General features: G+C 73.5%; 24 protein-coding genes and 1 pseudogene. 10 read left to right on the top strand and 15 right to left on the bottom strand.

What is annotated here, in order from left to right; translation table 11 throughout:
* The first annotated feature begins 12 nt into the window (after positions 1 to 12).
* Together RAN62_RS04715 and RAN62_RS41345 are read left to right on the top strand one after the other, a co-directional pair.
* Complete coding sequence (locus RAN62_RS04715) at positions 13 to 1,110, top strand: M20 family metallopeptidase (protein ID WP_305783214.1); 1,098 nt, start codon at positions 13 to 15, stop codon at positions 1,108 to 1,110.
* 18 nt (positions 1,111 to 1,128) lie between these two features.
* Positions 1,129 to 1,449, top strand: a complete 321-nt coding sequence (locus tag RAN62_RS41345) for a LuxR C-terminal-related transcriptional regulator (RefSeq protein ID WP_305783213.1) — start codon at positions 1,129 to 1,131, stop codon at positions 1,447 to 1,449.
* A gap of 767 nt (positions 1,450 to 2,216) precedes the next feature.
* On the opposite strand, the gene RAN62_RS04705 is transcribed toward RAN62_RS41345, so the two are convergent.
* The gene (locus RAN62_RS04705; RefSeq protein ID WP_305783212.1) at positions 2,217 to 3,053 is read right to left on the bottom strand and encodes a LysR family transcriptional regulator; all 837 of its coding nucleotides are present in this window, start codon (positions 3,051 to 3,053) and stop codon (positions 2,217 to 2,219) included.
* A 98-nt stretch (positions 3,054 to 3,151) separates the two neighbouring features.
* Here RAN62_RS04705 and RAN62_RS04700 point away from each other — a divergent pair, with 98 nt between their 5' ends.
* From RAN62_RS04700 to RAN62_RS04685, 5 genes and pseudogenes are all read left to right on the top strand, one after another.
* Positions 3,152 to 3,877, top strand: a complete 726-nt coding sequence (locus RAN62_RS04700; RefSeq protein ID WP_305783211.1) for an alpha/beta hydrolase — start codon at positions 3,152 to 3,154, stop codon at positions 3,875 to 3,877.
* Positions 3,874 to 4,845 (top strand): annotated as a pseudogene (locus tag RAN62_RS41050) (ketopantoate reductase family protein); the annotation flags it as partial. The gene RAN62_RS04700 and the pseudogene RAN62_RS41050, both read left to right, overlap by 4 nt.
* 81 nt (positions 4,846 to 4,926) lie before the next feature.
* A complete protein-coding gene (locus RAN62_RS41045) occupies positions 4,927 to 5,766 on the top strand; it encodes a sulfurtransferase (RefSeq protein ID WP_438874472.1) in 840 nt (279 codons plus the stop codon).
* Positions 5,763 to 7,124, top strand: coding sequence for an FAD-binding oxidoreductase (locus RAN62_RS04690; RefSeq protein WP_305783209.1), 1,362 nt, complete (start codon positions 5,763 to 5,765; stop codon positions 7,122 to 7,124). The genes RAN62_RS41045 and RAN62_RS04690 overlap by 4 nt, the downstream gene beginning before the upstream one ends.
* Before the next feature lie 22 nt (positions 7,125 to 7,146).
* Positions 7,147 to 8,289 carry an LLM class flavin-dependent oxidoreductase gene (locus RAN62_RS04685; RefSeq protein ID WP_305783208.1) on the top strand — a complete coding sequence of 381 codons (1,143 nt, stop codon included), beginning with the start codon at positions 7,147 to 7,149 and terminating at the stop codon, positions 8,287 to 8,289.
* Here the strand turns inward: RAN62_RS04685 and RAN62_RS04680 are convergent.
* Positions 8,286 to 9,059 carry an alpha/beta fold hydrolase gene (locus RAN62_RS04680; RefSeq protein ID WP_305783207.1) on the bottom strand — a complete coding sequence of 258 codons (774 nt, stop codon included), beginning with the start codon at positions 9,057 to 9,059 and terminating at the stop codon, positions 8,286 to 8,288. The genes RAN62_RS04685 and RAN62_RS04680 overlap by 4 nt on opposite strands.
* Before the next feature lie 167 nt (positions 9,060 to 9,226).
* Between RAN62_RS04680 and RAN62_RS04675 the strand changes: the two genes are divergently transcribed.
* Positions 9,227 to 10,129, top strand: coding sequence for a GNAT family N-acetyltransferase (locus RAN62_RS04675; protein ID WP_305783698.1), 903 nt, complete (start codon positions 9,227 to 9,229; stop codon positions 10,127 to 10,129).
* 15 nt (positions 10,130 to 10,144) lie between these two features.
* Here RAN62_RS04675 and RAN62_RS04670 read toward each other — a convergent pair whose 3' ends face one another.
* From RAN62_RS04670 to RAN62_RS04635, 8 genes are read right to left on the bottom strand one after another with little or no spacing between them, the layout of a single operon-like run.
* Complete coding sequence (locus tag RAN62_RS04670; RefSeq protein WP_305783206.1) at positions 10,145 to 11,251, bottom strand: LLM class flavin-dependent oxidoreductase; 1,107 nt, start codon at positions 11,249 to 11,251, stop codon at positions 10,145 to 10,147.
* Positions 11,248 to 12,270, bottom strand: coding sequence for an LLM class flavin-dependent oxidoreductase (locus tag RAN62_RS04665; protein ID WP_305783205.1), 1,023 nt, complete (start codon positions 12,268 to 12,270; stop codon positions 11,248 to 11,250). The genes RAN62_RS04670 and RAN62_RS04665 overlap by 4 nt, the downstream gene beginning before the upstream one ends.
* The gene (locus RAN62_RS04660; RefSeq protein ID WP_305783204.1) at positions 12,267 to 13,589 is read right to left on the bottom strand and encodes an NtaA/DmoA family FMN-dependent monooxygenase; all 1,323 of its coding nucleotides are present in this window, start codon (positions 13,587 to 13,589) and stop codon (positions 12,267 to 12,269) included. The genes RAN62_RS04665 and RAN62_RS04660 overlap by 4 nt, the downstream gene beginning before the upstream one ends.
* Positions 13,582 to 14,706 (bottom strand): LLM class flavin-dependent oxidoreductase, encoded by a 1,125-nt coding sequence (locus RAN62_RS04655; RefSeq protein WP_305783203.1) that lies wholly within the window; start codon positions 14,704 to 14,706, stop codon positions 13,582 to 13,584. Before RAN62_RS04655 ends, RAN62_RS04660 begins: the two co-directional genes overlap by 8 nt.
* Positions 14,703 to 16,214 carry an ATP-binding cassette domain-containing protein gene (locus tag RAN62_RS04650; RefSeq protein WP_305783202.1) on the bottom strand — a complete coding sequence of 504 codons (1,512 nt, stop codon included), beginning with the start codon at positions 16,212 to 16,214 and terminating at the stop codon, positions 14,703 to 14,705. The genes RAN62_RS04655 and RAN62_RS04650 overlap by 4 nt, the downstream gene beginning before the upstream one ends.
* Positions 16,211 to 17,017 carry an ABC transporter permease gene (locus RAN62_RS04645; protein WP_305783201.1) on the bottom strand — a complete coding sequence of 269 codons (807 nt, stop codon included), beginning with the start codon at positions 17,015 to 17,017 and terminating at the stop codon, positions 16,211 to 16,213. The genes RAN62_RS04650 and RAN62_RS04645 overlap by 4 nt, the downstream gene beginning before the upstream one ends.
* Position 17,018: 1 nt before the next feature.
* Complete coding sequence (locus tag RAN62_RS04640; RefSeq protein ID WP_305783200.1) at positions 17,019 to 17,930, bottom strand: ABC transporter permease; 912 nt, start codon at positions 17,928 to 17,930, stop codon at positions 17,019 to 17,021.
* The gene (locus RAN62_RS04635; RefSeq protein ID WP_305783199.1) at positions 17,927 to 19,534 is read right to left on the bottom strand and encodes an ABC transporter substrate-binding protein; all 1,608 of its coding nucleotides are present in this window, start codon (positions 19,532 to 19,534) and stop codon (positions 17,927 to 17,929) included. Before RAN62_RS04635 ends, RAN62_RS04640 begins: the two co-directional genes overlap by 4 nt.
* A gap of 216 nt (positions 19,535 to 19,750) precedes the next feature.
* Here RAN62_RS04635 and RAN62_RS04630 point away from each other — a divergent pair, with 216 nt between their 5' ends.
* On the top strand, positions 19,751 to 20,803 hold the full coding sequence (locus tag RAN62_RS04630) for a serine hydrolase domain-containing protein (RefSeq protein WP_305783198.1): 1,053 nt from the start codon (positions 19,751 to 19,753) through the stop codon (positions 20,801 to 20,803).
* Positions 20,804 to 20,827: 24 nt separating this feature from the next.
* Here RAN62_RS04630 and RAN62_RS04625 read toward each other — a convergent pair whose 3' ends face one another.
* From RAN62_RS04625 to RAN62_RS04610, 4 genes are all read right to left on the bottom strand, one after another.
* Positions 20,828 to 21,847, bottom strand: a complete 1,020-nt coding sequence (locus tag RAN62_RS04625) for an aldo/keto reductase (RefSeq protein WP_305783197.1) — start codon at positions 21,845 to 21,847, stop codon at positions 20,828 to 20,830.
* A gap of 37 nt (positions 21,848 to 21,884) precedes the next feature.
* Positions 21,885 to 23,306 (bottom strand): flotillin family protein, encoded by a 1,422-nt coding sequence (locus RAN62_RS04620; RefSeq protein ID WP_305783196.1) that lies wholly within the window; start codon positions 23,304 to 23,306, stop codon positions 21,885 to 21,887.
* A complete protein-coding gene (locus tag RAN62_RS04615; RefSeq protein ID WP_305783195.1) occupies positions 23,306 to 23,830 on the bottom strand; it encodes an NfeD family protein in 525 nt (174 codons plus the stop codon). The genes RAN62_RS04620 and RAN62_RS04615 overlap by 1 nt, the downstream gene beginning before the upstream one ends.
* A 238-nt stretch (positions 23,831 to 24,068) precedes the next feature.
* Positions 24,069 to 24,908 (bottom strand): MBL fold metallo-hydrolase, encoded by an 840-nt coding sequence (locus RAN62_RS04610; RefSeq protein ID WP_305783194.1) that lies wholly within the window; start codon positions 24,906 to 24,908, stop codon positions 24,069 to 24,071.
* Between the two features lie 119 nt (positions 24,909 to 25,027).
* Here RAN62_RS04610 and RAN62_RS04605 point away from each other — a divergent pair, with 119 nt between their 5' ends.
* Positions 25,028 to 25,576, top strand: coding sequence for a CGNR zinc finger domain-containing protein (locus RAN62_RS04605; protein WP_305783193.1), 549 nt, complete (start codon positions 25,028 to 25,030; stop codon positions 25,574 to 25,576).
* Between the two features lie 81 nt (positions 25,577 to 25,657).
* Here RAN62_RS04605 and RAN62_RS04600 read toward each other — a convergent pair whose 3' ends face one another.
* Entirely contained in the window at positions 25,658 to 26,065 is a 408-nt protein-coding gene (locus RAN62_RS04600) for an SMI1/KNR4 family protein (protein WP_305783192.1), read from the bottom strand.
* Positions 26,066 to 26,094: the final 29 nt, after the last annotated feature.

Genomic DNA, 26,094 nt, shown 5'->3' with positions numbered 1-26,094 from the left:
CATCATGGCCGGATGGAGGAGATCGTGGACGCCGCGCTCGAGCTCATCGCCGTCCCGTCGACGGCGGACCGGCCGGCGGAGCTGAAGCGGGCGCTCGACTTCGTGGTCGCGTACGCCGGGCCGGGGTTCGAGGTCGAGTGGTTCGAGTCGCACGGGAAGCCCAGCGCGCTGCTCTGGCCGTCCGGGCCCCGGCCCCGCTTCCGGGTGCTCCTCAACGGGCACGTCGACGTGGTCCCGGGCACCGGGGAGCAGTTCCACCCCACGATCAAAACCGGTCGCCTGTACGGCCGGGGCGCGCACGACATGAAGCTGGCCACCCTGGTCCTGACCGACGTGTTCCGGGAGCTGGCGCGCGAGGTCCCGTACCCCCTGGGGCTGCAGCTGGTCACCGACGAGGAGGTCGGCGGCTTCCACGGGACGGCGCACCAGATCGCCGAGGGCGTCGAGGCCGACTTCGTGGTCATCGGGGAGCAGAGCGCGCTCCGGGTCGTCAACGAGAGCAAGGGCATCCTGCAGATCCGCCTCCACGCGACCGGCCGCACGGCCCACGCCGCGTACCTGTGGAACGGCGACAACGCCCTGCTCACCTTGCACGCGGCGATCGGCCGGCTGCTCGAGCGCTATCCGCTGCCCGCGGCCGAGGAGTGGGTGACCACGGTCAACGTGGCGCGCATCGAGACGCCGAACACCGCCGTGAACCAGGTGCCGGGCGAGGCCACCGCGTGGCTGGACATCCGGTTCCCGCCCCAGGACAGCGAGCTGACCGGGAAGACGGCGGCCGAGCTGACCGCGTACCTGGAAAGCCTGTGCGGGGTGAGGGTGACCATCGACAACCTGGGCGCGCCGCACTGGGCCGACCCGCACGCGAGCGACGTGGCCCTCCTGCGGGCGGCCGCCCGCGACGCCGGCTTCAGCGGCGACCTGCTGCGCAAGCACGGCGCGGCGGACGGCCGCTTCTACTACGCGGCGGGCACGAACGCGGTCATCTTCGGCCCCGGCGGGGACGGCCTGCACGGCCCCGAGGAGTACGCCGACCTGGCCACCGTGGCGCCGTACCGGCAGGCCCTGACCACTTTCCTGCGCTCGCTGCAGGTCTCCGCCGTCCTCTGAGGTCGCCTTGTGTGATTCATGGTGCTGACCGGGCTGTTGTTCGGCCTGGTCGAGTACGGCGCCCGCGAGTGGTGGCTGGCCCCGGTGTGCGGCGTGCTCCTCGCGGTGCTCGCCGCCGTGATCGTCAGCCGGCGGCCGCGTCCGGCCCGTGCGGTCCCGCGTACGCCCTCCGAGCCCCTCAGCCTCCGCGAGCTCGAAGTGTTGCGGGCGCTCGCCGACGGCCGGTCCAACCGCGAGATCGCCGCCACCCTCTATGTGGCGCCCTGCTCTTCGCGCTCTTCCTCGGCGCGGCCTTCCTGCGCGGCGGGCCCGCGTCCACTCTGGAGGAGTGACCAGTGAGCTCGCGGCGAGCTACGACCCGCTCGGCGCGCACGTCGAGGATCCGTACCCGTTCTACGAGCAGGCGCGGCGCCGGGAGCCTGTGTTCTTCTCGCCGCGGCTGGACGCCTGGGTGGTCAACCGGTTCGCCGACGTGGACGCGATCCTCAAGGATCCGGCCGGGTTCTCGTCGGTCAACACGCTGCGCCCGTTCCGGGAGCTCTACCCGGCGACGCGCCGCGCTGGCCGATGGGTATCCGCCGACCATGTGACCTCCGACGCCGCGGTGCATCGGCGGCTGCGGGAGCCGTACGCGCGGCATCTGACCGCCGCCGGGCGCATCAAGGGCCTCGAGCCGGGGATCCGGGCGCGGGCCGCGGCGCTGGCCGGCACGTTCGCGGATGACGGGCGGGCCGATCTGGTGGCCCGGTTCTCGGGGCCGCTGCCCGCCGAGACCGCCGCCGGGGTGTTCGGGTTCGCGGCGGAGGACGTGGCGACGGCCCGGGAGGGCAGCGAGTGCCTGTTCGCCCTGGGCGGCAGCGACTGCATCGAGGCCGAGGAGGCGGCCGCCGCGCGGACCGTCGTCGCCTTCCAGCTGATGCTGATCGCGTACGCCCGGCGTCGTCGCGCCACGCCCACCGGCGACCTGATCAGCGACGTCGTCGCCGCGCTGGCCTGGTGGGGCGGCTGCCCGGGCCGGCCCCCGACCCCGGGCGCGGCATCCCGATCCGGCGGTCGATCAACGTCCGGGGGCCGGTCGCCCTCCCCCTGCGCTGGTGAAGGTCCGGTCAAGCGGCCAGAGCGGTGCGCAGGGCCCCGCGCACCGTGGCGGCCAGCTCCCGGTCGGCGCCCTGCCGCGTGCGGAAGCCGAGGGCGGCGGGCTGCACGGGCGGCAGGTCCGGGCGGGCGGTCAGCCCCTCCGGCGCGTCGCCGGTGTCGGCCAGCAGGGCCACGCCCAGCCCGGCGCGGGCGGCGTTGGTGACCCCCGCGGAATAACCGGCGTCGCAGACCACGTACGGGCTCATGCCCTGCGCGGTCAGCGCCTCCAGGGCGCGCTTGCGGAGCAGACAGGGCTGCTCGATCGCGACGACCGGCCAGGGCGCGCCGGGCGCCGGCTGCTTGAAGGCCGGCGCGGCGTACCAGGTCAGCGGCAGCGACCCGACCGGCTCGGTGACCGCGCCCGAGACCTCGGACATCGCCACGGCCAGGTCGAGGGTGCCCCGGTCGACGGCCTCGTCGAGGCGCGCGGTGCGGTCGACGCGGAAGCGGACCTCCAGCCCGTCGAGGGCGGCCGTGACGATCGGCAGGATGAGATCGGCGGCGTGCTCGGTCGTCCCCACGGTGACAGTCGTCACGACGGGCCGCACCAGGCGGCGGACGGCGTCGTCGTGGGCCGTCAGGATCCGCCGGGCGTCGGCCAGGAGCAGCTGACCCTCGGCGGTGAAGGCGGCGCCCCGGCCCCGGCGCTCGACGAGGGGCCGGCCGACCGCCTTCTCGAGGCGCCGGACGTGCTGGCTCACGGCCGGCTGGCTCAGGCACAGCGCCTCGGCGGCGCGGTGGAAGCCCCCGCAATCGGCCACGCCGACGAGGCTGCGCAGGGCCACGATGTCGAGTACAGGTCCCATGACCGGGACGCTAGCAACCGATTGATAACAGACTGTTGTCGATGACGATCGCGGATCGTTGTTGGACGCGGGCGGGCGCGGGCGGACAGGATCACAGCATGAGCGACCAGTGGAACGAGCCCGAGGGGATCAACCCGCGCGGCACCGTCGTCGTCGCGGCGGGGCGGGGTGAGACCCCCGAGGTGTACGCGCGGTTCGGCCGCCGCCTCGCCGCCGACGCCTACCGGGTCCGGGTGCTGCCCGACGTCACCACCGACCTGACGGCGAGCTTCGCGGCGGCGGAGAAGTTGTTGCTGAGCGACATTGGCCCGCACGTGGTGATCGGCTCGGACACGGGTGCGCTGTTCGCGCTGGCGCTCGCCGCCCGGGGCACGCCGGGGCTCGACGGTCTCGTGCTGGCGGGGCTGCCGGCGTCGCGCCGGGCGCCCGCCTTCGGGATCGACCTGGGCGGCCACGAGGCGAGCCCGCAGGCGTGGGCCGAGGCCGACATCGAGGCGCGCACGGCCTGCCCGAACCACCAGCGCGTGCTGAGCGGCGCGGGCAGCCTCTCGTCGGCCCCGGTTCCGGCCGAGCTGGCGGGGGAAACCGAAGCGATCGGCGTACCGGTGCTGGGCCTGCACGGCAGCGCCGACCTGATCAGCCCGCTCGCGCAGGCCCGCGGCCGCTACCCCGCTGGCCCGGTCGCCGCGCTGACCGTCATCGAGGGCGGCCGCCACGACATCCTCAACGACGTGACCCATCGCACGGTCGCCGCGCTGGTCGTGCAGTTCCTGGAGCGCCTCCGGTTGGGCACCGATCTTCCCGCGATCGCGGTTGCGGCATGAGCGACCGCACCGAGCGACACGGCCGTGAGCCGCACGATGACCCGCACCGCGAGGGCCGGGAGGGCATGCCCCGGGGAAACAGCATGAGGCGCCTGGTCATCATCGGGGCGGGCGCGGTCGGGGCGTCGCTCGCCGCCGAGCTGCACACCGCGGGCCGGGACGTGCTGCTGGTCGCGCGCGGCGCCCAGCTCACGGCGCTGCGGTCCGGGCCCCTCACCTATGTACGTCCCGACGGGCCCCGCCCCGTGCGACTGCCCGTGGCGGCCGGTCCCGGCGACGTCGAGCTGCGCGAGGGCGACGTCCTCGTGCTCGCGGTCAAGAGCCAGGACACCGAGGCCGCCGTACGCGCGTGGGCCTGGCGCCCCGTCAAGCGCACCGACGGCAGCACCGGCCTCGCGGGCACCGACCTCCCGCTGCTGACCGTGCAGAACGGGCTGGCCAACGAGCGGGCCGCCCTGCGGTTCTTCGCCGAGGTGATCGGGGCCGTGATCTGGATCCCCGCCCAGTACACCGAGGCCGGCACGGTCCTCTCCCCCGGCGCCCCGGTGCCCGCCGTGCTCTGGCTCGGCTCGACCGCGCGCAGTGCCGTCGCCGCCGCCGAGCTGCGGGCCGGCGGGTTCGACGTGCGGGAGGTCGCCGACATCGCCCCCTACAAGGCCGGCAAGCTCCTCGGGAACCTCTACAACGGCCTCGACGCGCTCTACGGCGGCTCCGAGCTGCGTGAGCGGGCCCTCGCCGAGCTGCGGCGGGAGGCCCGGGAGGTGTTCGCCGCCGCGGGCGTCGCCGTCGAGACCCCGGACACCGGCGACTTCCACGTCGCCGAGCTGCCCGGGTACCCGCGCGGGCACAACTCCACGTGGCAGAGCCTCGCCCGGGGCGCCGCCCCCGAGACCGACTACCTGCACGGCGAGGTCGTGCTCCTGGCCCGGCTCTCCGGCGCCGAGGCGCCCCTGAACGCAGCGATCCAGGCCCGGGTGCAACGGGCGTACGCGGACGGGGTCGCCGCCGGATCGCTGGACGACGCCGACCTGCTCGCCACGCTCCCGGCCCTGGCCGACCGCCGTGCGGAGGTGCTGGTGACGGCGGCCGAGCTCCACCGGCGCCTGGCCGGGCCGCAGCCGCCGGTGCTGCTCGACGTCCGGTGGGCCCTCGGCGACCCGCACGGCGAGGAGCACTACCGCGAGGGTCACCTGCCGGGCGCGGTCTACGTCGACCTCGACACCGAGCTGGCCGGGCCGCACGAGCCCGGCGCCGGGCGCCACCCGCTGCCTGACGTCGCCGACCTGCAGGCCCACACGCGGCGCTGGGGCATCACCCGCAGCCGGGGCGTCGTCGTCTACGACAACAGCGGCGGTCTCGCCGCCGCCCGCGCCTGGTGGCTGCTGCGCTGGGCCGGGATCACCGGCGTCCGCATCCTCGACGGCGGTCTCGCGGCCTGGGCAGCCGAGGGCTTCGCGCAGGCGACCGGCACTGCCGCGCCGCAGCCGCCGAGCCAGATCACGCTCTCCCCCGGGCACCTGCCGACGCTGACCGCCGACGAGGCCGCCGCGCTGCCGGCGACCGGGGTGCTGCTCGACGCCCGGGCCGGCGAGCGCTACCGCGGCGAGGTGGAACCGATCGATCCCCGAGCCGGGCACATCCCGGGCGCGGTGAGCCGGCCCACCGGCGAGAACCTGGTCGCGGGGGACGTACCCGTGTTCCGGCCGGACCTTTCGGAAAGGTTCGCCGACCTGGCGGGCGAGCGGGTCGGCGTCTACTGCGGCTCGGGCGTGACCGCCGCCCACGAGATCGCGGCGCTGGCCGTCGCGGGCATCGACGCCGCGCTCTATCCGGGCTCGTGGTCGGCGTGGAGCTCGGACCCGGACCGCCCGGTGGAGACGACACCGTGACGGCTCCCGGGTGGCTGGCGGGGACCGGCGTGGCGTTCAGTGTGGACGCGGACGTGCGGGCGTCGCGGCGTACCGACCGATCGGGTTGGTCTCCCCCCGGCGAGCCGGCGGCGGTCGTCTTCCCGGCGGACCCCGCGGAGGTCCAAGCCGTCCTGCGGGCGGCCCACACGGCGGGTACGCCCGTCGTGCCCCGCGGCGCCGGCACGAGCATGACCGGCGCGGCCACCGCGGGCGCCGGCACCGTGGTCCTCGACCTGTCCCGGATGAACCGCATCCTGGCGATCGACCCTGTCGACGGCGTCGCGGTCGTCGAGCCGGGCGTGATCACCGCCGACCTGGACCGGGCGGCGGCGGAACACGGCCTCGGGTACGCCCCCGACCCGGCCAGCTTCGAGATCTCCACCATCGGCGGCAACATCGCGACCAACGCGGGCGGGCTGCGCTGCGCCAAGTACGGCGTCACCCGCGACTCCGTCCTCGGCCTCGACGTGGTCCTGGCCGACGGCCGCCGGATCAGCACCGGCACGGCCACGGTCAAGGGCGTCGCCGGCTACGACCTGACCGGCCTCTTCGTCGGCAGTGAAGGCACCCTCGGCGTCGTCGTCGGCGCGACCCTGCGCCTGCGCGTGATCCCGCCCGCCCGGGCCACCGTCGCCGCCGCCTTCCCGGACGCCGGCGCGGCCGCCACGGCGTGCGCCCGCCTGCCCGTCCAGCCGGTGCTGGCCGAGCTCCTCGACGCCGCCACGATCGCCGCCATCGACGCCGCGACCGGCTCCACCCTGGCCGCCCGCGGCGGCGCACTGCTCATCGTCCAGACCGACGGCGCCGGCGAGGGCGAGCTGGTGGCCGCCGCCCTGGCCCCCACCGCCACCTCCGTCGAGGTCAGCACGACCGGCACCGACCTGCTGGCCGCCCGCCGCCAGGCCCTGCCCGCGATCGAGCGCCTCGGCCGGGTGCTGATCGAGGACATCGCGGTCCCCCGCTCCCGCGTCGCCGAGGCCATCGCCGGCATCACGGAGATCGCCGCCACCCACGACGTCCGCATCTGCACCCTCGCCCACGCCGGCGACGGCAACGTCCACCCCCTCATCGTCACCGACCCCGCCGAGCCGGGCATCCCGCCCGCCGCCGCGGCCGCCGCCGACGCCATCTTCGACCTGGCCCTCAAGCTCGGCGGCACGATCACCGGCGAGCACGGGGTCGGCACGCTGAAACGCGAGTGGCTGGCGGCCGAGCTGGGCCCGGTCCAGCACGCCCTGCAACGCGGCCTCAAAGACCTCTTCGACCCGCGCGGCATCCTCAACCCCGGCAAGGTCTTTCCTTCCGGCTCTCCCACCCCGGCTCTACCTTTTCGATAGGAGAAGGGGATACTCTCGGCGCATGGCTGAGCTTGTCTTTCACTGGTTCCTGCCCACCAACGGCGACAGCCGGGACATCGTCGGCGGCGGGCACGGGACGCCCGTCGGATCCGCCGGGGGCATCCGGCCGCTGAGCATCGGCTATCTCGGGCAGATCGCGCGCAGCGCCGAGCAGCTCGGCTTCGCCGGGGCGCTGACGCCGACCGGGGCGTGGTGCGAGGACGCCTGGCTGACCACGGCCATGCTGAGCGAGGTGACCGAGCGGCTCAAGTTCCTGGTGGCGTTCCGGCCGGGGCTGATCTCCCCCACGCTCGCGGCGCAGATGGCGTCGACGTTCCAGCGGCTCAGCGGCAACCGGTTGCTGCTCAACGTGGTGACGGGCGGGGAGTCGCACGAGCAGCGGGCGTACGGGGACTTTCTCGACAAGGACGCGCGCTACGCCCGTACGGCGGAATTCCTCAGCATCGTGAAAGCCCTGTGGCGCGGCGAGACCGTGGACCACCAAGGCGAGCACCTGCGCGTGGAGGGCGCGAAGCTGAGCCGCCTGCCCGACCCGGTGCCCGAGGTGTACTTCGGCGGCTCGTCGAAGGCGGCGGGCCCGGTGGCGGCCGATCACGCCGACGTCTATCTGACCTGGGGCGAGCCGCCCGCGCAGGTCAAGGACAAGCTCGACTGGATCCGGACGCTCAACCCGGGCCTGCGCTTCGGCATCCGCCTGCACGTGATCGCCCGCGACACCGGCGAGGCGGCGTGGGCCGAGGCGGAGCGGCTGCTGCGCGGCATCTCGCCGGCCGACATCGCCAAGGTGCAGGAGGGGCTGCGGCGCAGCGAGTCGGAGGGGCAGCGCCGGATGCTCGATCTGCACGGTGGCAACCGCGACGGGCTGGTCGTGAGCCCGAACCTGTGGGCGGGCGTCGGGCTGGTCCGCGGCGGCGCGGGGACGGCCCTGGTGGGCAGCCACACCGAGATCGCCGACCGCATCGAGGAGTACGCCGCCCTCGGCATCACCGAGTTCATCCTGTCGGGCTATCCGCACCTCGAGGAGGCGTACTGGTTCGGCGAAGGCGTCCTGCCCGAGCTGCGCCGCCGGGGCCTGTGGCGCCACCCGGCCGGCGACGTGGGCACGACGGCGGCGAGCGTCCCCTTCGCCGGAGTCGCCCGCTAGGGGCGCATCCGGGTCAGCCAGTCGGCGATCAGGGCGCAGCACAGCTCCCGCTGCTCGGAGACGATGTTGTGCCCGGCCGCGTCGAGCACGGCGAACGACGCCCGGGGATAGTGCCCGACGCGGCGCCACGCGTCCGACCAGCCGACGACGTCGTCCTGCCGGCCGGTGATGTGCAGACTCGGCTGCACGAAGGGTGCGGCGTCCTCCGGCTCGCGGTCGAGCGCGTACCTCTGCGCGATGCGGCCCAGGGCGTCCTGGTCGGCGCCCTCGATGCCGGGCAGGACGTGGTCGAGGAAGGCCCGGGCGTCGGCGGCCGACTCGACGACGGCGTCCTCGCGATAGGTGGCGAGGTGGGCGCCGAGCAGCGGCTCGATCTCCGGCGCGCGGTGGAGCACCGTGCGGGGCGGGACGGCCCGCTCGGCGCGCGGTGCGACGAAGACGCCGGCGACGGTGGCGAGCCCGAGCACCTGCGGGCGCAGCGCGTGGGCGACGTGACGGGCGATCATGCCGCCGAACGAGTTGCCCAGCACGGCGAAGGGCTCGTCACCGAGGCGCGCGCGGATCTCGTCCGTCACCGCGTCGGCGACCTCCTGCGCGCTGCTGATCGCCCCGGCCGGGGTGCCGGTGGCGCCGGGCAGGTCGAGATAGACGCGGCGCCACGGGCCGGAGCGGGCGAAGGCCGGATCCAGCGGGAGCAAGCTCCGGTGGTCGAGACCGAAGCCGTGGAGAAGCACCACCGGGGTGCCGGAACCTGTCTCATGCGCGAACACCGGCCCAGGCTACGGGCCGGCGGCGCGGGTGGCGCAGTCGCCCGGACCCGCCTCGCTAAATCGGTTGCGACGGGGTGCGGTGGCCGGTAGACCTGCTGCGACACGTCCGGACGATGCGGAAGGAGGCTGAACGATGTCCCGTACGTTCCTCACTCCTGGAGTTGGCTGTGACCCTCGACCTGCGCCCGATCACCGGGCCGGATGAGATCGATCTCTTCAACGCTTTCCCGTACGTCCTCAACCGTGAAGTGGCCGGCGACCTCGAAGCCGGCCGCCGTCATCACCACTGGCTGTGGCTCGCCCTCGACGGTGACCGGCCGGTCGCCCGCGCCGGCTTCTGGTCGCGCCCCGGCGACCCCGAGCCGTTCTGCCTCGACATCTTCGACCTGACCGACCCCGGCGCCGGGGTGGCACTGCTGGAGAAGGCGCTCGCCACGGCCGGCCGGCCGGAGCAGTACCTGCGGTTCGTGCCACCGGACTGGCACGACGACCCGGAGGCTCGGCGCGAGACCGAGCTGCGGCTGGACGCGATGGCGCGTACCGGGGCGAAGCTGCTCGTCGAACGCCTGCGTCTGCAATGGGAACCCGGCACGCCGATCGCCCCGCCGTCGGGCCGGCTGCTCTTCCGGGAGCCGGCCGGCGCCGACGAGCTGCTCGGCCTGATGGTCCGGGTGCTCGACGGCACGCTCGACGCGCACAGCCGCGACGAGCTGACCCGCATGACACCGCAGGAGCAGGCCCGCACCCAGTACGACGAGGAGCTGTCCCGCTACGTGGGCCCGCGCGACCGGTGGCGGGTCGCGACCCTCCCGGACGGCTCACCGGTCGGTTTCGTGATCCCCTCGCACAACGGGTACAACCACGTCCTCGCGTACATCGGCGTGGTCCCGGAGTTCCGCGGCCGCGGCCTGGTCGACGACCTCCTCGCCGAGGGCACCCGCCTCCTCGCCGCCGACCACCCGCCGCGCATCCGGGCGTCGACCGACCTCGGCAACGTCCCGATGGCGAAGGCGTTCGCCCGCAACGGCTACGCCGTCCACGAACGCCAGCTCGACATGATCTGGCCCTGACCCGCGGCCGGCCGGCTACCCGTACCACTCCTTCGCGAGCAGCTCGTACGACCGCACCCGGTCGGCGTGGTCATGAGTGATGGTCGTGATCAGCAGCTCGTCGGCGCCCGTCACTCGCTGCAGCGTGCTCAGCCGGCCGGCCACCGTGGCCGGGGACCCGACGAACTGGGTCGCCGTCCGGTCCGCCACGAGCTGCCAGTCGTCGTCGGTCCAGGCGGCGTAGAGGTCCTCGGCCGGCGCCGGGAAGGGGATCGCGCCCCGGCCGGTGCGGATGCTGTGCACCCAGGCGGCGTAGGGCGACGCGAGCCGGCGGGCCGTCTCGTCGTCGGCGGCCACCACGACGTCGGCCGAGACCATGACGCGCGGGGCCGGCAGGACGCCGGGCCGGAACGCGTTCCGGTACGCGGACACCGCTTCCAGCACGCTCGCCGGCGCCACGTGGTAGTTGGCGGCGAAGGGCAGGCCGCGCTCCCCGGCGATCCGCGCGCTCTCGCCGCCGCTGCTGCCGAGGAGCCAGATCTCCAGGTCGGCGCCCTCGCCCGGCACCGCCCGCGCCTCGTTGCCCTCGGCGTCGCGGATCGGGCCGGCCAGCAACGCCTGGATCTGGTCCAGCACCTCGCTGAAATCGGTTCCCGGACCGCCCAGCAGCGACGCGAAGAGCCGGCTGCGCGCGGACGCCAGCAGCGGCGCGAACGAGAACGGTTTCGGGATCAGCAGCCCGTCGACGACCTGTTCCTCCTGCACGGGCGGCGGGGGTGGCGGACCGGCGACGACATCGGTCCGCTTCTGCGCCGATCGGCCCAGCCCCAGATCGAAGCGCCCGGGGTACAGCGCGTCGAGCAGCCCGAACTGCTCCACGATCGCCAGCGGGGTCAGATAGCCGGTCTGCACGGCCCCCGATCCCAGCCGGATGTGCGACGTGGCCGCGGCGATCTGCCCGAGCAGCAGCGCCGGCTGCGAGCTGGCCACGCCCGCGGTGAGATGGTGCTCGGCCACCCAGTAGCGGGCGTAGCCGGCCTGCTCGGCCTGACGGGCCAGATCCAGCGTGCGGCGCAGGGCGTCGCCCGCATCGCCGCCGGCCACCAGCGGAGCAAGGTCCAAAATAGACAGGGGTACGGTCACAGCGCGCCTCCCAGCGGCCGGCTCGGCACGGATCGGCGCAGCTCCGGCGCGATCTCGCTCTGGAACAGTTCGAGGGTCTCGCGGTGCTGATCGGTGGTCAGCCCGTCGGCGTCGGCGTGCAGGTGCATCACCTCGTGGCCGAAGACCGCGTGATAGCGCAGCACCTTCTCGACGATCTGCTGCGGGCTGCCCACGAGGATCGAGCCGCGCTCGACGGCGTCCTCCAGCGACGTGAAGACCCGGTGGGGGAACAGCGCCTGCCGCCGCTCGAAGATGGGCCGGTAGACGGCCAGTGCCTCCTGCGACGTCCTGGCCGCGTAGTAGCCGGCCGACCCGGCGCCGACCAGGGCCCGCGCGGGGTCGTGCCCGTAGTGCGCCCAGCGTTCGCGGTAATGGGCGATCAGGGCGGCGTACGGCTCGATGGGGTTGGTGACGTTGGCCGAGAACAGCGGGTCGCCGTACCGGGCGGCGAGGTCGGCCGACGCCTCGCTGGTGGCGCTGCCGTGCCAGACCCGGATCGGCTGCTGCAGCGGCCGGGGCCAGACCTCGGCGTCGGTCAGCGATGGCCGGAAGCGCCCCGACCACGTCACCTTGGGCTGCCGCCACAGCTGCCGGAAAAGCTCGTAGGACTCGCGGTTGCGGTCCCACTGGTCCTCGGCGGTGACGTGGAAGAGCCGGGCCTGCGCGGCGCCGTTGCCCTTGCCGATGATGAGCTCGAGGCGCCCGCCGGAGAGGTTGTCGAGCGTGGCGTAGTCCTCGTAGGCGCGGACCGGGTCGAGCAGGCTCAGCGTGGTGACCGCCGTGAAGAGCCGGATCCGCGAGGTCAGCGCCGCGATGTGGCTGAGCACGACGGGCGGTGAGGAGGAGACGAACGGGCGTTCGTGGCGCTCGCCCACCCCGAAGCCGTCGAAGCCGAGCTCCTCGGCCAGCAGCGCGTTGCCGACGACCTCGCGGAAGCGGGCGCGGCTGCCGTGGTCCTGGTCCGGCTGGGCGATGAGCGTGATGAGCAGGAACTTCACGCGAGCCCCAGGTGGCCGCGGAGCGTGCCGGACTCGTAGTCGGTGCGGAAGACGCCGCGCTCCTGCAGCAGTGGCACCACGGTGTCGACGAACTCGTCGAGCCCGGTGGGAGTCAGGTGCGGGACGAGGATGAAACCGTCACAGGCGCCCGTCTGCACGTACTCGTTCAGTTGCGCGGCGACCGTCGAGGCCGTGCCGATGAACGACTGCCGCCCGGTGACCTCGATGATCAGCTCGCGGATGGAGAGGTTCTTCGCGTCCGCGCGGGCCCGCCATTCGGCCGCGGTCCGGTGCCGGTCGTGGGTCTGCGCGGTTCGCCCCTGGATGATCGTGTTCTCGTCGTCGAGGGGGTCGACCTCGGGCAGCGGGCCGTCGGCGTCGTACGCGGACAGGTCACGGTTCCAGACCTGTTCCAGCAGCAGGATGGCCGTCTGCGGGCTCACCTGCTGCCGGCGGATGTGGTGCGCCTTCTCCTGCGCGTCGGCCTCGGTCTCCCCCAGCACGTACGACACCCCGGGGATGATCTTCAACGAGTCCGGCGACCGCCCGTACCGCGCGAGCCGGCCCTTCACGTCCCGGTAGAACTCCCGGCCGTCCTCCAGTTCGTGGTGGCGCGAGAAGATCGCGTCGGCGCGCGAGGCGGCGAGCTCCCGGCCGCCGTCGGAGTCGCCCGCCTGCAGGATGACGGGATGTCCCTGCGGGCTGCGCGGCACGGGGAAGCGCCCGGCGATGTCGAACTGCGGGCTGCGGACCGTGAACTGCCCGGTGTCGGCGAAGAAGCCGCTGTCCCGCACCGGTTCCAGCGCGTTCCAGGAGTCCCACAGCACCCGGGCGGCGTCGATGAACTCGCCGGCCCGCGTGTACCGGTCGGCATAGTCGAGGAAGCCGCCGCGCCGGAAGTTCTCCCCGAAGAACGGGCCGGACGAGGTGACGACGTTCCACGCCGCCCGCCCGCCGGACAGGTGGTCGAGGGTGGCGAGCTGACGGGCCAGCTCGTACGGCTCGTGGAAGGTCGCGTTGAGCGTCCCCGCCAGCCCCAGATGCGTGGTGACCGCGGCGAGGGCCGAGAGCACGGTCAGCGTGTCGGGGCGGCCGACGACGTCGAGGTCGTGGATGAGGCCCCGCTGTTCGCGCAGCCGCAGGCCCTCGGCGAGGAAGAAGAAGTCGAACTTGCCGCGCTCGGCCGTCCGGGCGAGGTGCACGAACGAGTCGAACTCGATCTGGCTGCCGGCGGCGGGATCGCTCCACACCGTCGTGTTGTTCACGCCGGGAAAGTGGGCGGCGAGGATGATCTGCTTGGGCAACGTCTTGTCAGGCAACGGAGATTCCCTCCGACGAGTAGCGGTTGACGGCGACGGGCAGTCCCAGGCGGGTCCGCAGATCGCCGGGCTCGTAGGACGTACGGAAGAGACCGCGGTCCTGCAGCACCGGCACCAGCAGGCGGGTGATCGCCTCCAGGTCCCACGGCAGGGCCCCGGGCCGCAGCCGGAAGCCGTCGACGCCGGCGGCCCGCCAGGCGACCAGCAGATCGGCCAGCTGCTCGGGCGTGCCGGTGACGATGAGCGCGTCGGACTGCCACGGCGTCAGCTCGTCGAGGCGCGCGCGCCGGGCGACCGCCCCCGTCGCGTGGTCGTCGAGGAAGACCACCAGATCGGCGAAGACCTTGAGCGACGGGTCGAGCGCCTGCACGATCGCGCCGGCCTCCTCCGCGGACGACGGCGTCACGAAGACCACATCGGCGCTGCGCGCGGCGAAGTCGTACGGGACCGGGGCGTGCGCCAGCGCGGCGACGACCGGCTGGCCCTGCGGCGGCCGGGGCACGATGGCCGGCCCCTTGACCGAGAACCACTTGCCCGCGAAGTCGATGTAGTGCAGCTTGTCCCGGTCGACGAACCGGCCGGTGGCGACGTCGCGGATGATCGCGTCGTCCTCCCAGCTGTCCCAGAGCCGCCGCACCACCTCCACCGCGTCGGACGCCTCGTCGAACAGGTCCCAGACGCCCTCGCCCTCGAGCGGCACCGTCCGCCGCCCGAGCAGCCGGTCCTCCCCCGGCCGGGCGGACACGCGGGCCTGCCAGCCGGCCCGGCCGCCGCTGACGTAGTCGAGCGTGGCCAGCGCCGACGCCAGGTGGAAGGGCTCGGTGTGCGTGGTCGTGGCCACCGGCACCAGCCCGACGTGCCGCGTCACCGGCGCCACCCGCGACGCGACGAGCACGGCGTCGAGGCGCCCGTTGATCTCGCCCGGCGCGGCGGACGGCGGCCCGAACGTGTCCTCGAACGTCACGAAGTCCAGCAGCCCGGCCTCCGCCTCCCGCACCAGGCGCACCCAGTGCTCGGGGGTGAAGACGGCCGCCGGATCGAGCGGGGAGGTCCGCCACGCGGCGGGATGCCAGCCGAGCCCGTCGAGGGCCACGGCGAGCGGGAACGGGGACGTCATGACAGGACCTCCAGAGTTGGTACGGCCGCCAGCAGCGCGCGCGTGTATTCGTGGGCCGGCGTGGTGAACACCTCGGCGGCGGTGCCGTGCTCGACCACCCGCCCGCCGCGCATGACGAGCACGCGGTCGGCGAGATGGTGGACGACGCCGAGGTCGTGGGAGATGAAGAGCAGGGCGGTCCCGTCGCGTTCGCGCACGTCCGCGAGCAGATCGAGCACCTGCGCCTGCACGGACACGTCGAGCGCGGAGACCGGCTCGTCGCAGACGATCAGGCTGGGGCGCGGGGCGAGGGCGCGGGCGATCGCCACCCGTTGCCGCTGCCCGCCGGACAGCTGCCGCGGATAGCGATCCACGACGTCCTTCGTGAGGCCGACGCGTTCCAGGAGCGGGAGCACGTCCCCCCGGGAAGGACCTGCCTCGGCGACGATCCGCCCGACGGTCCAGCGCGGGTCGAAGGACGATAGCGGATCCTGCGAGATGAACTGCATCCGCCGCCGCAACGGCCGGCGCCGGCGCTCGGCGACACCCGACCACGGCGCCCCCTCGAAGGTGACCTCGCCGCCGTCCGGCGCGACGAGCCCGAAGAGCAACTGCGCGACGGTCGTCTTGCCCGAGCCCGACTCGCCGACCACGCCGACGATCTCGCCCCGGCCGACGGTCACGCCGACGTTGTCGACCACGGTCTGTTTCCCGTACGTCTTCCGCAGTCCCGCCGCCCGCAGCACCACGCTGGCCCGGGGCTCGGCCGGCGGGCGCGGGCCCAGTGCCGCTGCCGCGACCAGCTTGCGCGTGTACGGATGCCGGGCGCCCGTGAGCAGCGCCGCCGCCGGCCCTTCCTCCACGACGACGCCGTCCTTCATGACCAGCACCCGATCGGCCAGCCGCGACACGACCGCGAGATCGTGGCTGATGAGCAGCAGCGTCTCGCCCGCCTCCCGCCGCTCGGCCAGCAGCCCGAGGATCTGCGCCTGCACGGTCACGTCGAGTGCCGTCGTCGGCTCGTCGGCGATGAGCAGCGGCGGCCGGGCGGCGATGGCCGACGCGATGAGCGCCCGCTGCCGCAGCCCGCCGGACAGCTGATGCGGGTACTGCCGCGCCCGCCGCTCGGGCTCCGGCACGTGCACCTCGGTGAGCAGCGCTTCCGGCGTCTCCCGGCGCCGGTGGACGCGCAGGACCTCGGCGATCTCCGCCCCGACGGTCCGCAGGGGATCGAGAGACACCAGCGCGTCCTGCAGCACCAGCCCGGCGAAGCCGCCCCGCACGCTCCGCCACTGTTTCTCCCCGAAGCCCCGCGCGTCCACGCCGGCGACCGTCAGCTCGGCCGCCGTCACCGTGGCGCCGGGCCCGGCCAGCCCGGCCAGCGTGCGCGCGGTGACGCTCTTGCCCGACCCCGACTCCCCCACGATCGCCACGCACTCGCCGGCCTCGATGGCGAAGCTGATCCCCCGTACGGCCCGCACCTCGCCAAAGCTGACGTGCAGGTCCTTGACGCTCACCAGCGTGGTCATCGGGCGGCCCTTCCCTCGAAGCGGCGCTGCCAGTGGCGGCCCACGACGGTGAGCGAGACGACGGTGAGGGTGACGACCAGCCCGGGCAGCACCGACGCCCACCAGGCGATCCGCAGGTAGCCCCGGCCGTCGGAGAGCATCGCGCCCCACTCCGGCGACGGCGGCTGCGGTCCCATGCCGAGAAAGCTCAGCCCGGCCGCGACCAGCACCGCCTCGCCCAGCCCGATCATGGCCAGCACCGGGACCGGGCCGAGCACGTTGGGCAGCACGTGCCGCAGCACCAGCCGGGCGCGGCTGTCCCCGAACGCCACCGCCTGCGTCACGTAGCCCGCCCGCCGCACCACGAACGTCTGCGCGCGCACCACCCGGGCGTAGTGCGGCATCGTGGCCACCCCGATCGCGATGATCAAGCTGGTGGTCCCCGTCCCGGCGATCGCGATGAACAGCAGCGCGAGCAGGATCAGCGGGAACGCCGACAGCGCGTCGATGCCGCGGCTGAGCGCCTCGTCGGCGTACCGGTGCGAGAGCCCGGCCAGGACGCCCACCAGCACCCCGGCGAGCACCGCGAGCAGCGTGGCGGCCGTCCCGATGGCCAGCGAGTGGCGGGCGCCGTGCACGACCCGGTCGAGGACGTCGCGGCCGAGCTGATCGGTGCCGAACCAGTGGGCCGCGCTGGGCGCCTGCAGGACGTGCAGCGGATCGGCGCGCAGCGGATCGCCCGCCAGCACCGACGGCCACACCACCGCCAGCGCCGCCACGGCGAGGAAGCCGCCCGCGACGGCGACGCCCGGTCGGACGACCATGTCAACTCCTCCGCAGCCGCGGGTCGACGACGAGGTAGGCGAGGTCGGCCACGGTGTTCAGGACCACGTACACGGTGGCCGACAGCACCACGACGGCCAGGACCACCGGCATGTCCTTGCTGGTCACGGCAAGCAGGGTGACCGAGCCCAGCCCCGGCCGCCCGAACACCGACTCGATGATCACCGCGCCGCCCAGCAGGACACCGAACAGCCAGCCGGCCAGCGCGATCGCCGGCAGCAGGGCGTGCCGCAGCGCGTGCCGGACGAGCACCGCGCTCTCCCCGAGCCCGCGCGACCGGGCGGTGACGGCGAACGGCTCGTCGAGCGCCCGGTCCAGCCCGTCCCGCAGGACTTGCGTGAGCACGCCGGCCACCGGCAGAGCCAGGGTCAGCGCCGGCAGGACGAGCGCCGCGATGCCCTTGTCCCCCGAGACCGGGAACCAGCCGAGCCGGAACGAGAACACGCTCAGCAGCACGATCCCGATCAGGAACGGCGGCGTGGACACCAGGACGAGCTCGGCCGACGAGCTGACCCGGCGCGCCCACGGCCGGCGGGTGGTGAGCGCCAGCACCAGGGCCAGGACGATCCCCAGCCCGGCCGCCGCGACCGCCAGCCGCAGCGTGGGGCCCAGCTGCGCCCCGACGACATCGCTCACCGGCCGCTGCAGCAGATAGGAGCGCCCGAGGTCCCCGTGGGCGACCCGGCCGAGATAGCTGACGTACTGCACGATCTCGGGCCGGTCGAGCCCCCACTCCGCGACGATCCGCGCCCGGATCTCCGGCGTGTCGGCCCCGTCGCCGACGATCGTGTCCACGGTGGTGCCGGGGGCCGCCAGCAGCGCCAGGTAGGCCGCCGTAGCGGCGGCCCAGAGGACCACCACGCCCGACAGGATTCTCCGGATGACAGCGTTCACTTGGCCAGCCAGACGCCGGCGGCACCGGCGGGCACACCGGCGGTGGGTTCGAAGCCGAGGCCGCCGACGGACCGGGACGCCGCGATCTGGTCGGCCGGGGCGTAGAGCGGCAGGATCAGCGCCTGCTCGGTGATCACCTTCTGCTGGATCTTCGCGTACGTGGCCCGGCGCCGCGCCGCGTCCGACGTCGCCACGCCCTCGGCCAGCAGCCCGTCCAGCCCCGCGTCGTTGAACCCCGTGCGGTTGATCGCCGCCCCCGAGTGCAGCAGCAGGTCCAGCGCCGCCCCGGCGTCGGTGTCGGCCCGCGAGTTGTCGAAGACCTCGTACTCGCCGTCGGCCAGCGCCTTGGTCGCCGTGCCCTGATCCACCACGGACACCCGCAGATCGATCCCGGCGCTCTGCTTGACGGCGGCCTGCACCGTCTGGGCGAGGATCTCCCGCCGGTCCCGGACGAACGGCGCCGACTGCACCAGACGTACGGTCAGCCGCTTGCCGTTCCTCGTCCGGAAGCCCTCCGCGTCGCGGGTGGCCCAGCCGGCCGCGTCGAGCAGGCTGTTCGCCTTCGCCGCGTCGCCCGAGTACGTGTTCTCGAGGCTCTTGTCGTACAGCGGGCTGGCCGGGCTCACCACGCTCCACGCCCGGGTGGCGGTCCCCCGATAGACCGCGTCGAGCACGGTCGGCACGTCCACCGCCTCCCGGAACGCCTGCCGCACCCGGATGTCGTCGAAGGGCGCGTGGGCGATGTTGAAGTAGTACGAGTACGCCGAGCCGGAGTTGAGCCCCTTGCGGAACGTGAGCTCCGGGTTCGACGTGATCAGCGCCTGGTCGGTGGCCGGCACGCCCTCGATGACCTGCACCTGTCCGGAGGTCAGCGCCCCGACGCGTACGGACGACTCCTTGAGGAACCGATAGGTGACCTCGTCCAGACGCGCCGGCCGCTCACCGCGATAGGACGGGTTGCGGGCGAAGTGGACTTCCTGCCCGGGTACGTACCGGTCCAGCACGAACGGGCCGGTGCCCTTGAGCTCGGGGCCGCCGGCCTTGAGGTCCTTGGCCTCCTTCAGCGACTTCGGGCTGACGACGGCGCCCTGCGGCGACGAGAGGAAGTCGAGGAACAACACGTCGGGCCGGGTCAGGTGAAAGATCACCGTGGTGCTGTCCTTCACCTCGGCGTCCTTCAGGTTGCGCAGCTGCACGGCGGCGACCTGGGGTGCGTACCCGGGGCTGCGCAGTTGATCGATGTTGGCCTTGACCGCGGCCGCGTCGAAGGGCGTGCCGTCGCTGAAGGTGACCCCGGTCCGCAGGGTGACCGTGTACGCCTTCCCGTCCGCGGCCGCCTCGAACCCGGTGGCCAGCCAGGGCCGATAGCCGCCCTGGTCGTCGTGCGTGAGCAGCGCCTCGTACGCGTTCCAGACCAGCAGGCGCGCCTTGGCCTGCGCGTAGAGGTGCGGGTTGAAGGTGATCGGCTCGGTCTCGATCCCCCAGGTCAGCGCGCCGCCGTCGACCGGCTGCCCGGCGTCGGCGGTGGTCTGTCCGGCGCCTGCGTCGCAGGCGGCGGCGAGGGTGAGAGCGAGGGCGGCCAGGGCGGTGGCGATTCGGCGCACGAAGGCTTCTCCTGTCGCTGTCCGGGCAGGTGGCGGAGCAGCGTGCTGTCAGCGGCGACAGGACGCACCGGCCCGGCGGCACCGGACCGGCATACCTATTTCCTATAGCCGAAATAGGATTAGCGCAAGACCTCCGCGGTCGCCGCGCGCACCCGGGACGGTGATGTGCGGCTCAGACGGCAGCGGAACGGTTCACCTGCTGTCAAGCTGGACGTCATGCTCATGGACCACCGCCGCAACCCCACGGGCACCGCCGCGCTGAGCCGGGCGGCCGACCTGGTGACCGAGCGCGGCGCGAGCGCGCAGCTCGTGGTGCTGCACCGCGGCGAGGTGGTCGTCGACCGCACGTGGGGCGTGCCGCCCGAGGTGCCGTTCCTGCTGTTCTCGGCGGGCAAGCCGTTCGTCGCCGTGCTGACCCACAAGCTGGCCGCCGCGGGCGTGCTCCACCTCGACGATCCGGTCGCGCGGCACTGGCCCGAGTTCGGGGCGCACGGCAAGGGCGGGATCACGGTGCGGCAGGTGCTGCAGCATCGCTCCGGTCTCCCGTACGCCCGGAGCCTGGTCCGTGACGCCCTCGCCTGCCCCAGCTGGAGCCGTTCGACCCGCGCGCTCGCCGCCGCGACGCCGCACCACGCGCCGGGGGCGGCGCCGGCCTACCACGTGATCAGCTACGGCTTCCTGCTCGGCGAGGTCCTGCAGCGGGCCACCGGTGAGCCGCTGCGCGAGCTGATGCGCCGCGAGCTGATCGAGCCCCTCGGCCTGCGGCACACCCATCTCGGCATGCCCCGCGACTCCTGGGCCCGGCGAGTGCCCATGCGCGGCGCGGCCGGCCCCCGCCAGCTGCTCTTCAACCGCCGCATCCTGCGCGAGGCCGTCGTCCCCGCCGCCACGATGACCGCCACGGCCCGCGACCTCGCCACCTTCTACCAGGCGCTGCTCGACGGCAAGGTCCTCGCCCCGGCCGCCCTGACCACCATGCTCACCCCGTCGAGCGAGGGCGAGACCGACCGCCACTTCGGCCGCACGATCCGCTGGTCCGAGGGCTTCCAGCTGGGCGGCCCCGACGGCGACCCGGCCCGCGTCCGCGCCCTCGGCCGCCGCACGAGCCCGCGCGCCTTCGGCCACAACGGCTCCAACGCCTGCCTGGCCTGGGCCGACCCCGACCGCGACCTGGTCCTCGCCTACGTCACCAACCGCCTCCACCCCCATGGCGAGGCCTCCGAGCACTTCTGCGACCTCAGCGACACTATCGTCGCCGCCTGCTCCTGACGGCAGCAGCCGCTGACCGCGGCGTCAGATCGTGCGGTCGCGCTGCGCGATGCCCTGCGGGCCGTACGGATATTCGCCGACGATCGGCGTGCTGGCCTCGGTGAGCAGCGCGGTCTCCTTCTCGGTCAGGTGCAGGCCCGCCGCGCCGAGATTGTCGTCGAGCTGGTCGAGGGTGCGGGCGCCGAGGATGACGGAGGTGACGGCCGGGCGGTCGGCGAGCCAGGCCAGCGCGACCTGGGACATGGAGACGCCCCGGTCGGCGGCGACCTGGCGGACGGCGTCGAGGATCTGCCACGTACGCGTCTCGGCGTTGCGCGGGCCGTAGGCCTCCATGCCGCGGCCCGGGTCCTCGCCGAGGCGAGTGGCGCCGGTGGGGGTGTTGTCCCGCTGGTACTTGCCGGTGAGCCAGCCACCGCCCAGCGGCGACCACGGCAGGATGCCGATGTTCTCGTTGCGGCAGACGTCGACGAGCTCGAACTCGATCTCGCGCACGAGCAGGTTGTACTGCGGCTGGAGCGTGACGATCGGCGCCAGCCCCCGGAACTCGGTGAGCAGCGCCGCCTTCTGCAGCTGCCACCCGAGGAAGTTGCTGACGCCCGCGTACCGGATCTTGCCGGCGCGCACGGCGTCGTCGAAGAAGCCGAGCGTCTCCTCGAGTGGGGTCAGCGGGTCCCACGCGTGCGCCTGGTAGAGGTCGATCGTCTCGACGCCCAGGCGCCGCAGGCTCGCGTCGAGGGCCCGGCTCAGGTTCACCCGGGTCAGCCCCGCGGCGTTGGGGTCGTCGCCCATGGGGAAGCGGCCCTTGGTGGCGATGACCAGCCGATCCCGTACGCCCGGCCGCGCCGCGAGCCACCGCCCGATCACCTCCTCGGACCCGCCCCGCGAGTAGACGTTGGCGGTGTCGACGAAGTTGCCGCCCACCTCCACGAACCGGTCGAGCTGCGCGTGCGACACCTCCTCGCTGCTCTCGTTGCCGAACGTCATCGTGCCCAGGCACAACGACGAGACGATCGTGCCGGTGGCCCCGAGGGTGCGATATTCCATGAACTCGTAGTCCCTCGGGGCGGCCGATTCAAACCCGTCAGTTCTTGGCCTCGACCTCGTGCCCGTTCGCCGCGGTGGCGGGCGTGGCCGGACCGCTGCCCGCGGTCAGACGCGCCAGCAGCGCCGGCAGGTCGATGCCCGTGAGGTCGGTGCCCAGCTGCAGCCCCTGCGTCACGTTGTTCGCGACCGACTTGGTGAGGCTCGACGCGCCGTCCGTCGAGATGACGGTCAGCTTGTCGATGCTGCTCATCGGGGCGCTCGCGGCCTCGACGACCTGCGGGAGCATGCGCACCAGCAGGTCCACGACGGCCGCTTCCCCGTACGCGGAGAAGGCCTCGGCCTTGCTCGCCATGGCCTGCGCCTCGGCCTGGCCCTTGGCGAGGGCGGCGGCGGCCTCGGCGGCACCTTCGCGCTCGACGGCCTCGGCGAGCGCGGCGCGGCGGGCGCGCTCGCCCTCACCGGTGAGGCGGGCCTGCTCGGCGGACGCCTGGGCGGCGGCGATGGTGGCGGTGCGGTTGGCCTCGGCCTCCTGCTCGAGCTTGTAGCGGGCGGCGTCGGCGGGCTTGCGGACCTCGGTGTCGAGCTGGCGCTGCTTGAGCTCGGCGTTGCGCTCGGCGACCTTCTGCTGCTCGGCGAGGATGGCCTGGTCGCGCTCGGCCTGGGCGAGCGGGCCGGCGGCGGCGGACTTGGCCTTGGCCGCGTCGATCTCGGCCTGGATGGAGGCCTGCTTGAGCGACAGGTTGCGCTGGGCCTCGGCGATGGCCTCCTCGGCGAGCAGGCGTTCCTGCTCGGCGGCCTGGCGGGCGCGCGCCTCGGCGATGGCGGCGTCCTTGAGCACGCGGGCGGCTTCCGGACGGCCGAGATCCTGCAGGTACGTGCCCTCGGCCACGATGTCCTGCAGCTGGAACGTGTCGAGCACCAGGCCCTGGTTGGTCATCGAGTGCTCGGCCTCCTCGGCGACCGCGCTGGCGAAGGCCGCCCGGTCCCGGATGATCTCCTCGACCGTCAGCCGGCCGACGATCGAGCGCAGCGCGCCGGCCAGCACCTCGCGGGTGAAGTCCTCGATCTCGCTCTGCTGGTTGAGGAAGCGCTGCCCGGCGGCGCGGATGGCGTCCTCGGTGCCGCCGACCTTGACGATGGCGACGCCGTGCAGCTCGGCGCGGATGCCCTGCTTCGACACGGCGCCCTTGATGCTGACGTCGATGCGGCGGCTGGACAGGTCGAGCGACTGCAGCTTCTGCACGACCGGCATCACGAACACCGACGCGCCCATGACGACCTTCTGCCCGGACAGGTCGGTGGAGCTGCTGCCGTCCGCGGACTGGGTCACCCGGCCCTTGCGCCCGGTGATGATGAAGGCCTCGTTCGAGCCGGCCACCTTGATCCGGGACAGCACGAACAACACGACGAGCACGACAAGGACGACAACGCCGATCACGGCGATCACCACAGGGGACATCAGGGCCTCTCAGAGCGGGGGGTCTCGGCGACCCCGGGGGTTTCCTCCACCACGACGCTGGTCTCCGACGGCGCCTCCACCACGAAGACCTGCGCGCCGGCCGGGATCGGGCGGTCGGCCCGGGCGTACACCTTCATGGGTTGTCCGCCCAGCCGCAGCCGCACCTCGCCGTACCCGGATCCCGCGGGCACCGGCGTGACGACCACGCCCTGCGTGCCCACGAGATGGTGCCGGGCCGGGGTGGCGTCGGTGGGCATGTTCCGCGCGGCCTTCGACAGCCGCCACGCCAGCCAGGCGGCCGGCACCGCGGCCACCAGCCCGATCACACCCGCCAGGCCCACCGGCACCCCGAGCTCCGCGGCGATCGCCGCGACGAACCCGAACGCGCCCACGAACCCGGCGATCACCTCGAGCGGCACCAGCGCGTCGAACGCCGGGAACTCGAACCCGCCCAGCAGCGCGATCGCCAGCACGGCCACACCCGCGCCGCCGATCACCAGGAAAACCACGGTCGCCGTAGCCAACCCTGTTGCCTCTTTCCCCCGTCCCGGTCACCGACCGGCGCCATCAGGGTAGGGGACGGCCGCCACCTGGGGTTATCCGCCTCAAGGTCAAATTCAAGGGATTGATGTCGTAGCGGGGTGGGTGGTGCAGATCGCTGCTCACGCCGAGGGCCCGGCGGCGGCCCGCTGGCCGCTGGCGCGTCCAGGACGCGCGCCCCCACCGGGCGACCTGCGTAAGTGGTTGCGCCCGAAAAACCCCTCAGCTCTCGAAGAGACGCCGCGCACTGAGCCAGATCGCCCACGGGTTGACCCGGTCGGGACAGCGTGCCTTGAGTCCGTGGAAGAACTCCGTGGCGTCGCCCGAGCGCTCGAGGACGGCGGCGGCCTCGTCGAGGTAGCGGCGGGTCTCGTCGATGTCGGACGGCAGGTCGGGGCGCCGGGTGTCCTTGTGCGACGCCACGACGACCCGGGGCCGGAGGCCGGCGACCGTGTCGAGGGCCTTGTGCCAGGCGTCCAGGCCACCGTCGCGGCCCTCGCCCACGAACTGGTGCACGTTGTTGTAGACCACGTCGCCGGCCACCACCAGATCCAGCGCCGGAACGTGCAGGACGGTCGTGTCGCCGGTGTCGGAGTGCCCGACTTCATGGCTGAACAGCTGCTCCCCGTCGACCTTGAGCCCCTCCGCCGGGAAGACGGAACCATGCACCGTCACCGGCGTCTCGGGCAGCGCGTCGCCGAAGAAGCCGGCGTACCGCTCGGAGATCTTCCCCTCGGGCGTCTCCCGGGCGATCCGCGCGAGGACCGCCGCACTGGCGACCACAGTCGCCTCCGGGAACCGTCGCAGCAGATAGTTGGTGGTCAGGAAGTGATCGGCGTGCGCATGCGTCAGGTAGATGTAACGCAGCGGAACCCCGAGCCGGCCGACCCGGTCGATCAGCGCGTCCGCCTGGGCCCGGGTGATCGGCGGGTCGGTCAGCAGCGCCTCGGTCGGGCCGTGGATCACGGTGTGCGACAACGTCGACCACTGCGAGGGGCCGCCGTCCGGCGCGGGCGGCCCGGCGACCGGAACCATGCCGGAAACAAAGACCTCGTACCGCATCTCTTCCTCCTGCTCGTCGGCGATTGACCGAAGCGTAAGCCCGTTAGACTCTGTCACCATCGCCGTGGAGACGATGGTCACAGCCAAGCCGGGGCGTCGAGATGCGCTACGGTTATGTCGTGGAGGCTGCGGAGCAGGGCAACACGCGATACCGGGTGGCCGTCGCGCCCGGCGACCTCCGGCTGGTGCAGGAGCTGCTCAACACGGCGGCGAAGGACGACGGCCGCGACCCCGACCTGCTCGACGCGGCGGCACTCACCGCTCAGTGGCTGAGGGCGTACGGGATCGCGGGCGACAGCCCCGGGGTGAGCGACCTGCGCACGCTGCGCGACGCCCTCCGGGAGGCCCTGCTCGCTGGGGACGACCACGCGGGCACACCGCGAGTGACAGCGTCCGCCCGTCTGGTGCTCGACGCCGGCGGGGCGGTCACGACCGAGGCGCCGGACAGCCTCGCCGCGCTGGCGGGGCGGGTTCTGCTGGCCGTCCGCGACGCTCAGCTGGCCGGCACCTGGTCCCGGATGAAACTGTGCCGCAATCCCGCCTGCCGGGTGGCCTTCTGGGACAGCTCGCGCAACACCAGCGGCGTGTGGCACGACGTGCGCACCTGCGGCAACGTCGCGAACCTGCGCAAGTCACGGGCCCGCCGCGCCGCCCGCGCACAGGAGTGACGCCGCCGTCGAGCTCCCGAGCCCGGCGTCGAGCTTGAGGGCCGGGCTCAGCCCGCGTCGCCGTCGAGCTGAGGGCCCGACTCAGCCCGCGTCGCCGTCGACGACGAGGACGCGGGTGAAGTAGTCGGCGAGGTTGGTGGCGAGGGGCTGGCGTTCGCCGGTGCCCGGGGTCCAGAGCCAGATGCGGACCGGCCCCGGCGGGCCGAAGGCTATCCGGTCGCCTCCCCCGGCGTCGTCGTCGCCGAAGAGCAGGAGGTCGTCGGTCTTGGCGTCGGCGTTGTCGCGGACGACCCGGTCCAGCGTCCAGATCAGTTCCACGCCGTCCGGGCTGCGGACGCCGTCGGTCTCGGCCAGCAGGGTCGCCAGGTCCTCGGGCAGCGGGCCGAGGCGGTCGGCCGCCGCGGCCAGGTCCGGGGCGGGCACACCCGCGCTGAGCTGGGCCGACGGCATTACCGCCAGCAGGATGTCGCGCCAGGAAACGGCCAGCATGAATGGCATCCTAGACAAAACGAAGCCGA

It is taken from the genome of Symbioplanes lichenis (assembly GCF_030709675.1).
GTDB lineage: Bacteria > Actinomycetota > Actinomycetes > Mycobacteriales > Micromonosporaceae > Actinoplanes > Actinoplanes lichenis.
The sequence above is the reverse complement of the archived record's forward strand: the minus strand, read 5'-3'. Positions and strand labels throughout refer to the sequence as shown.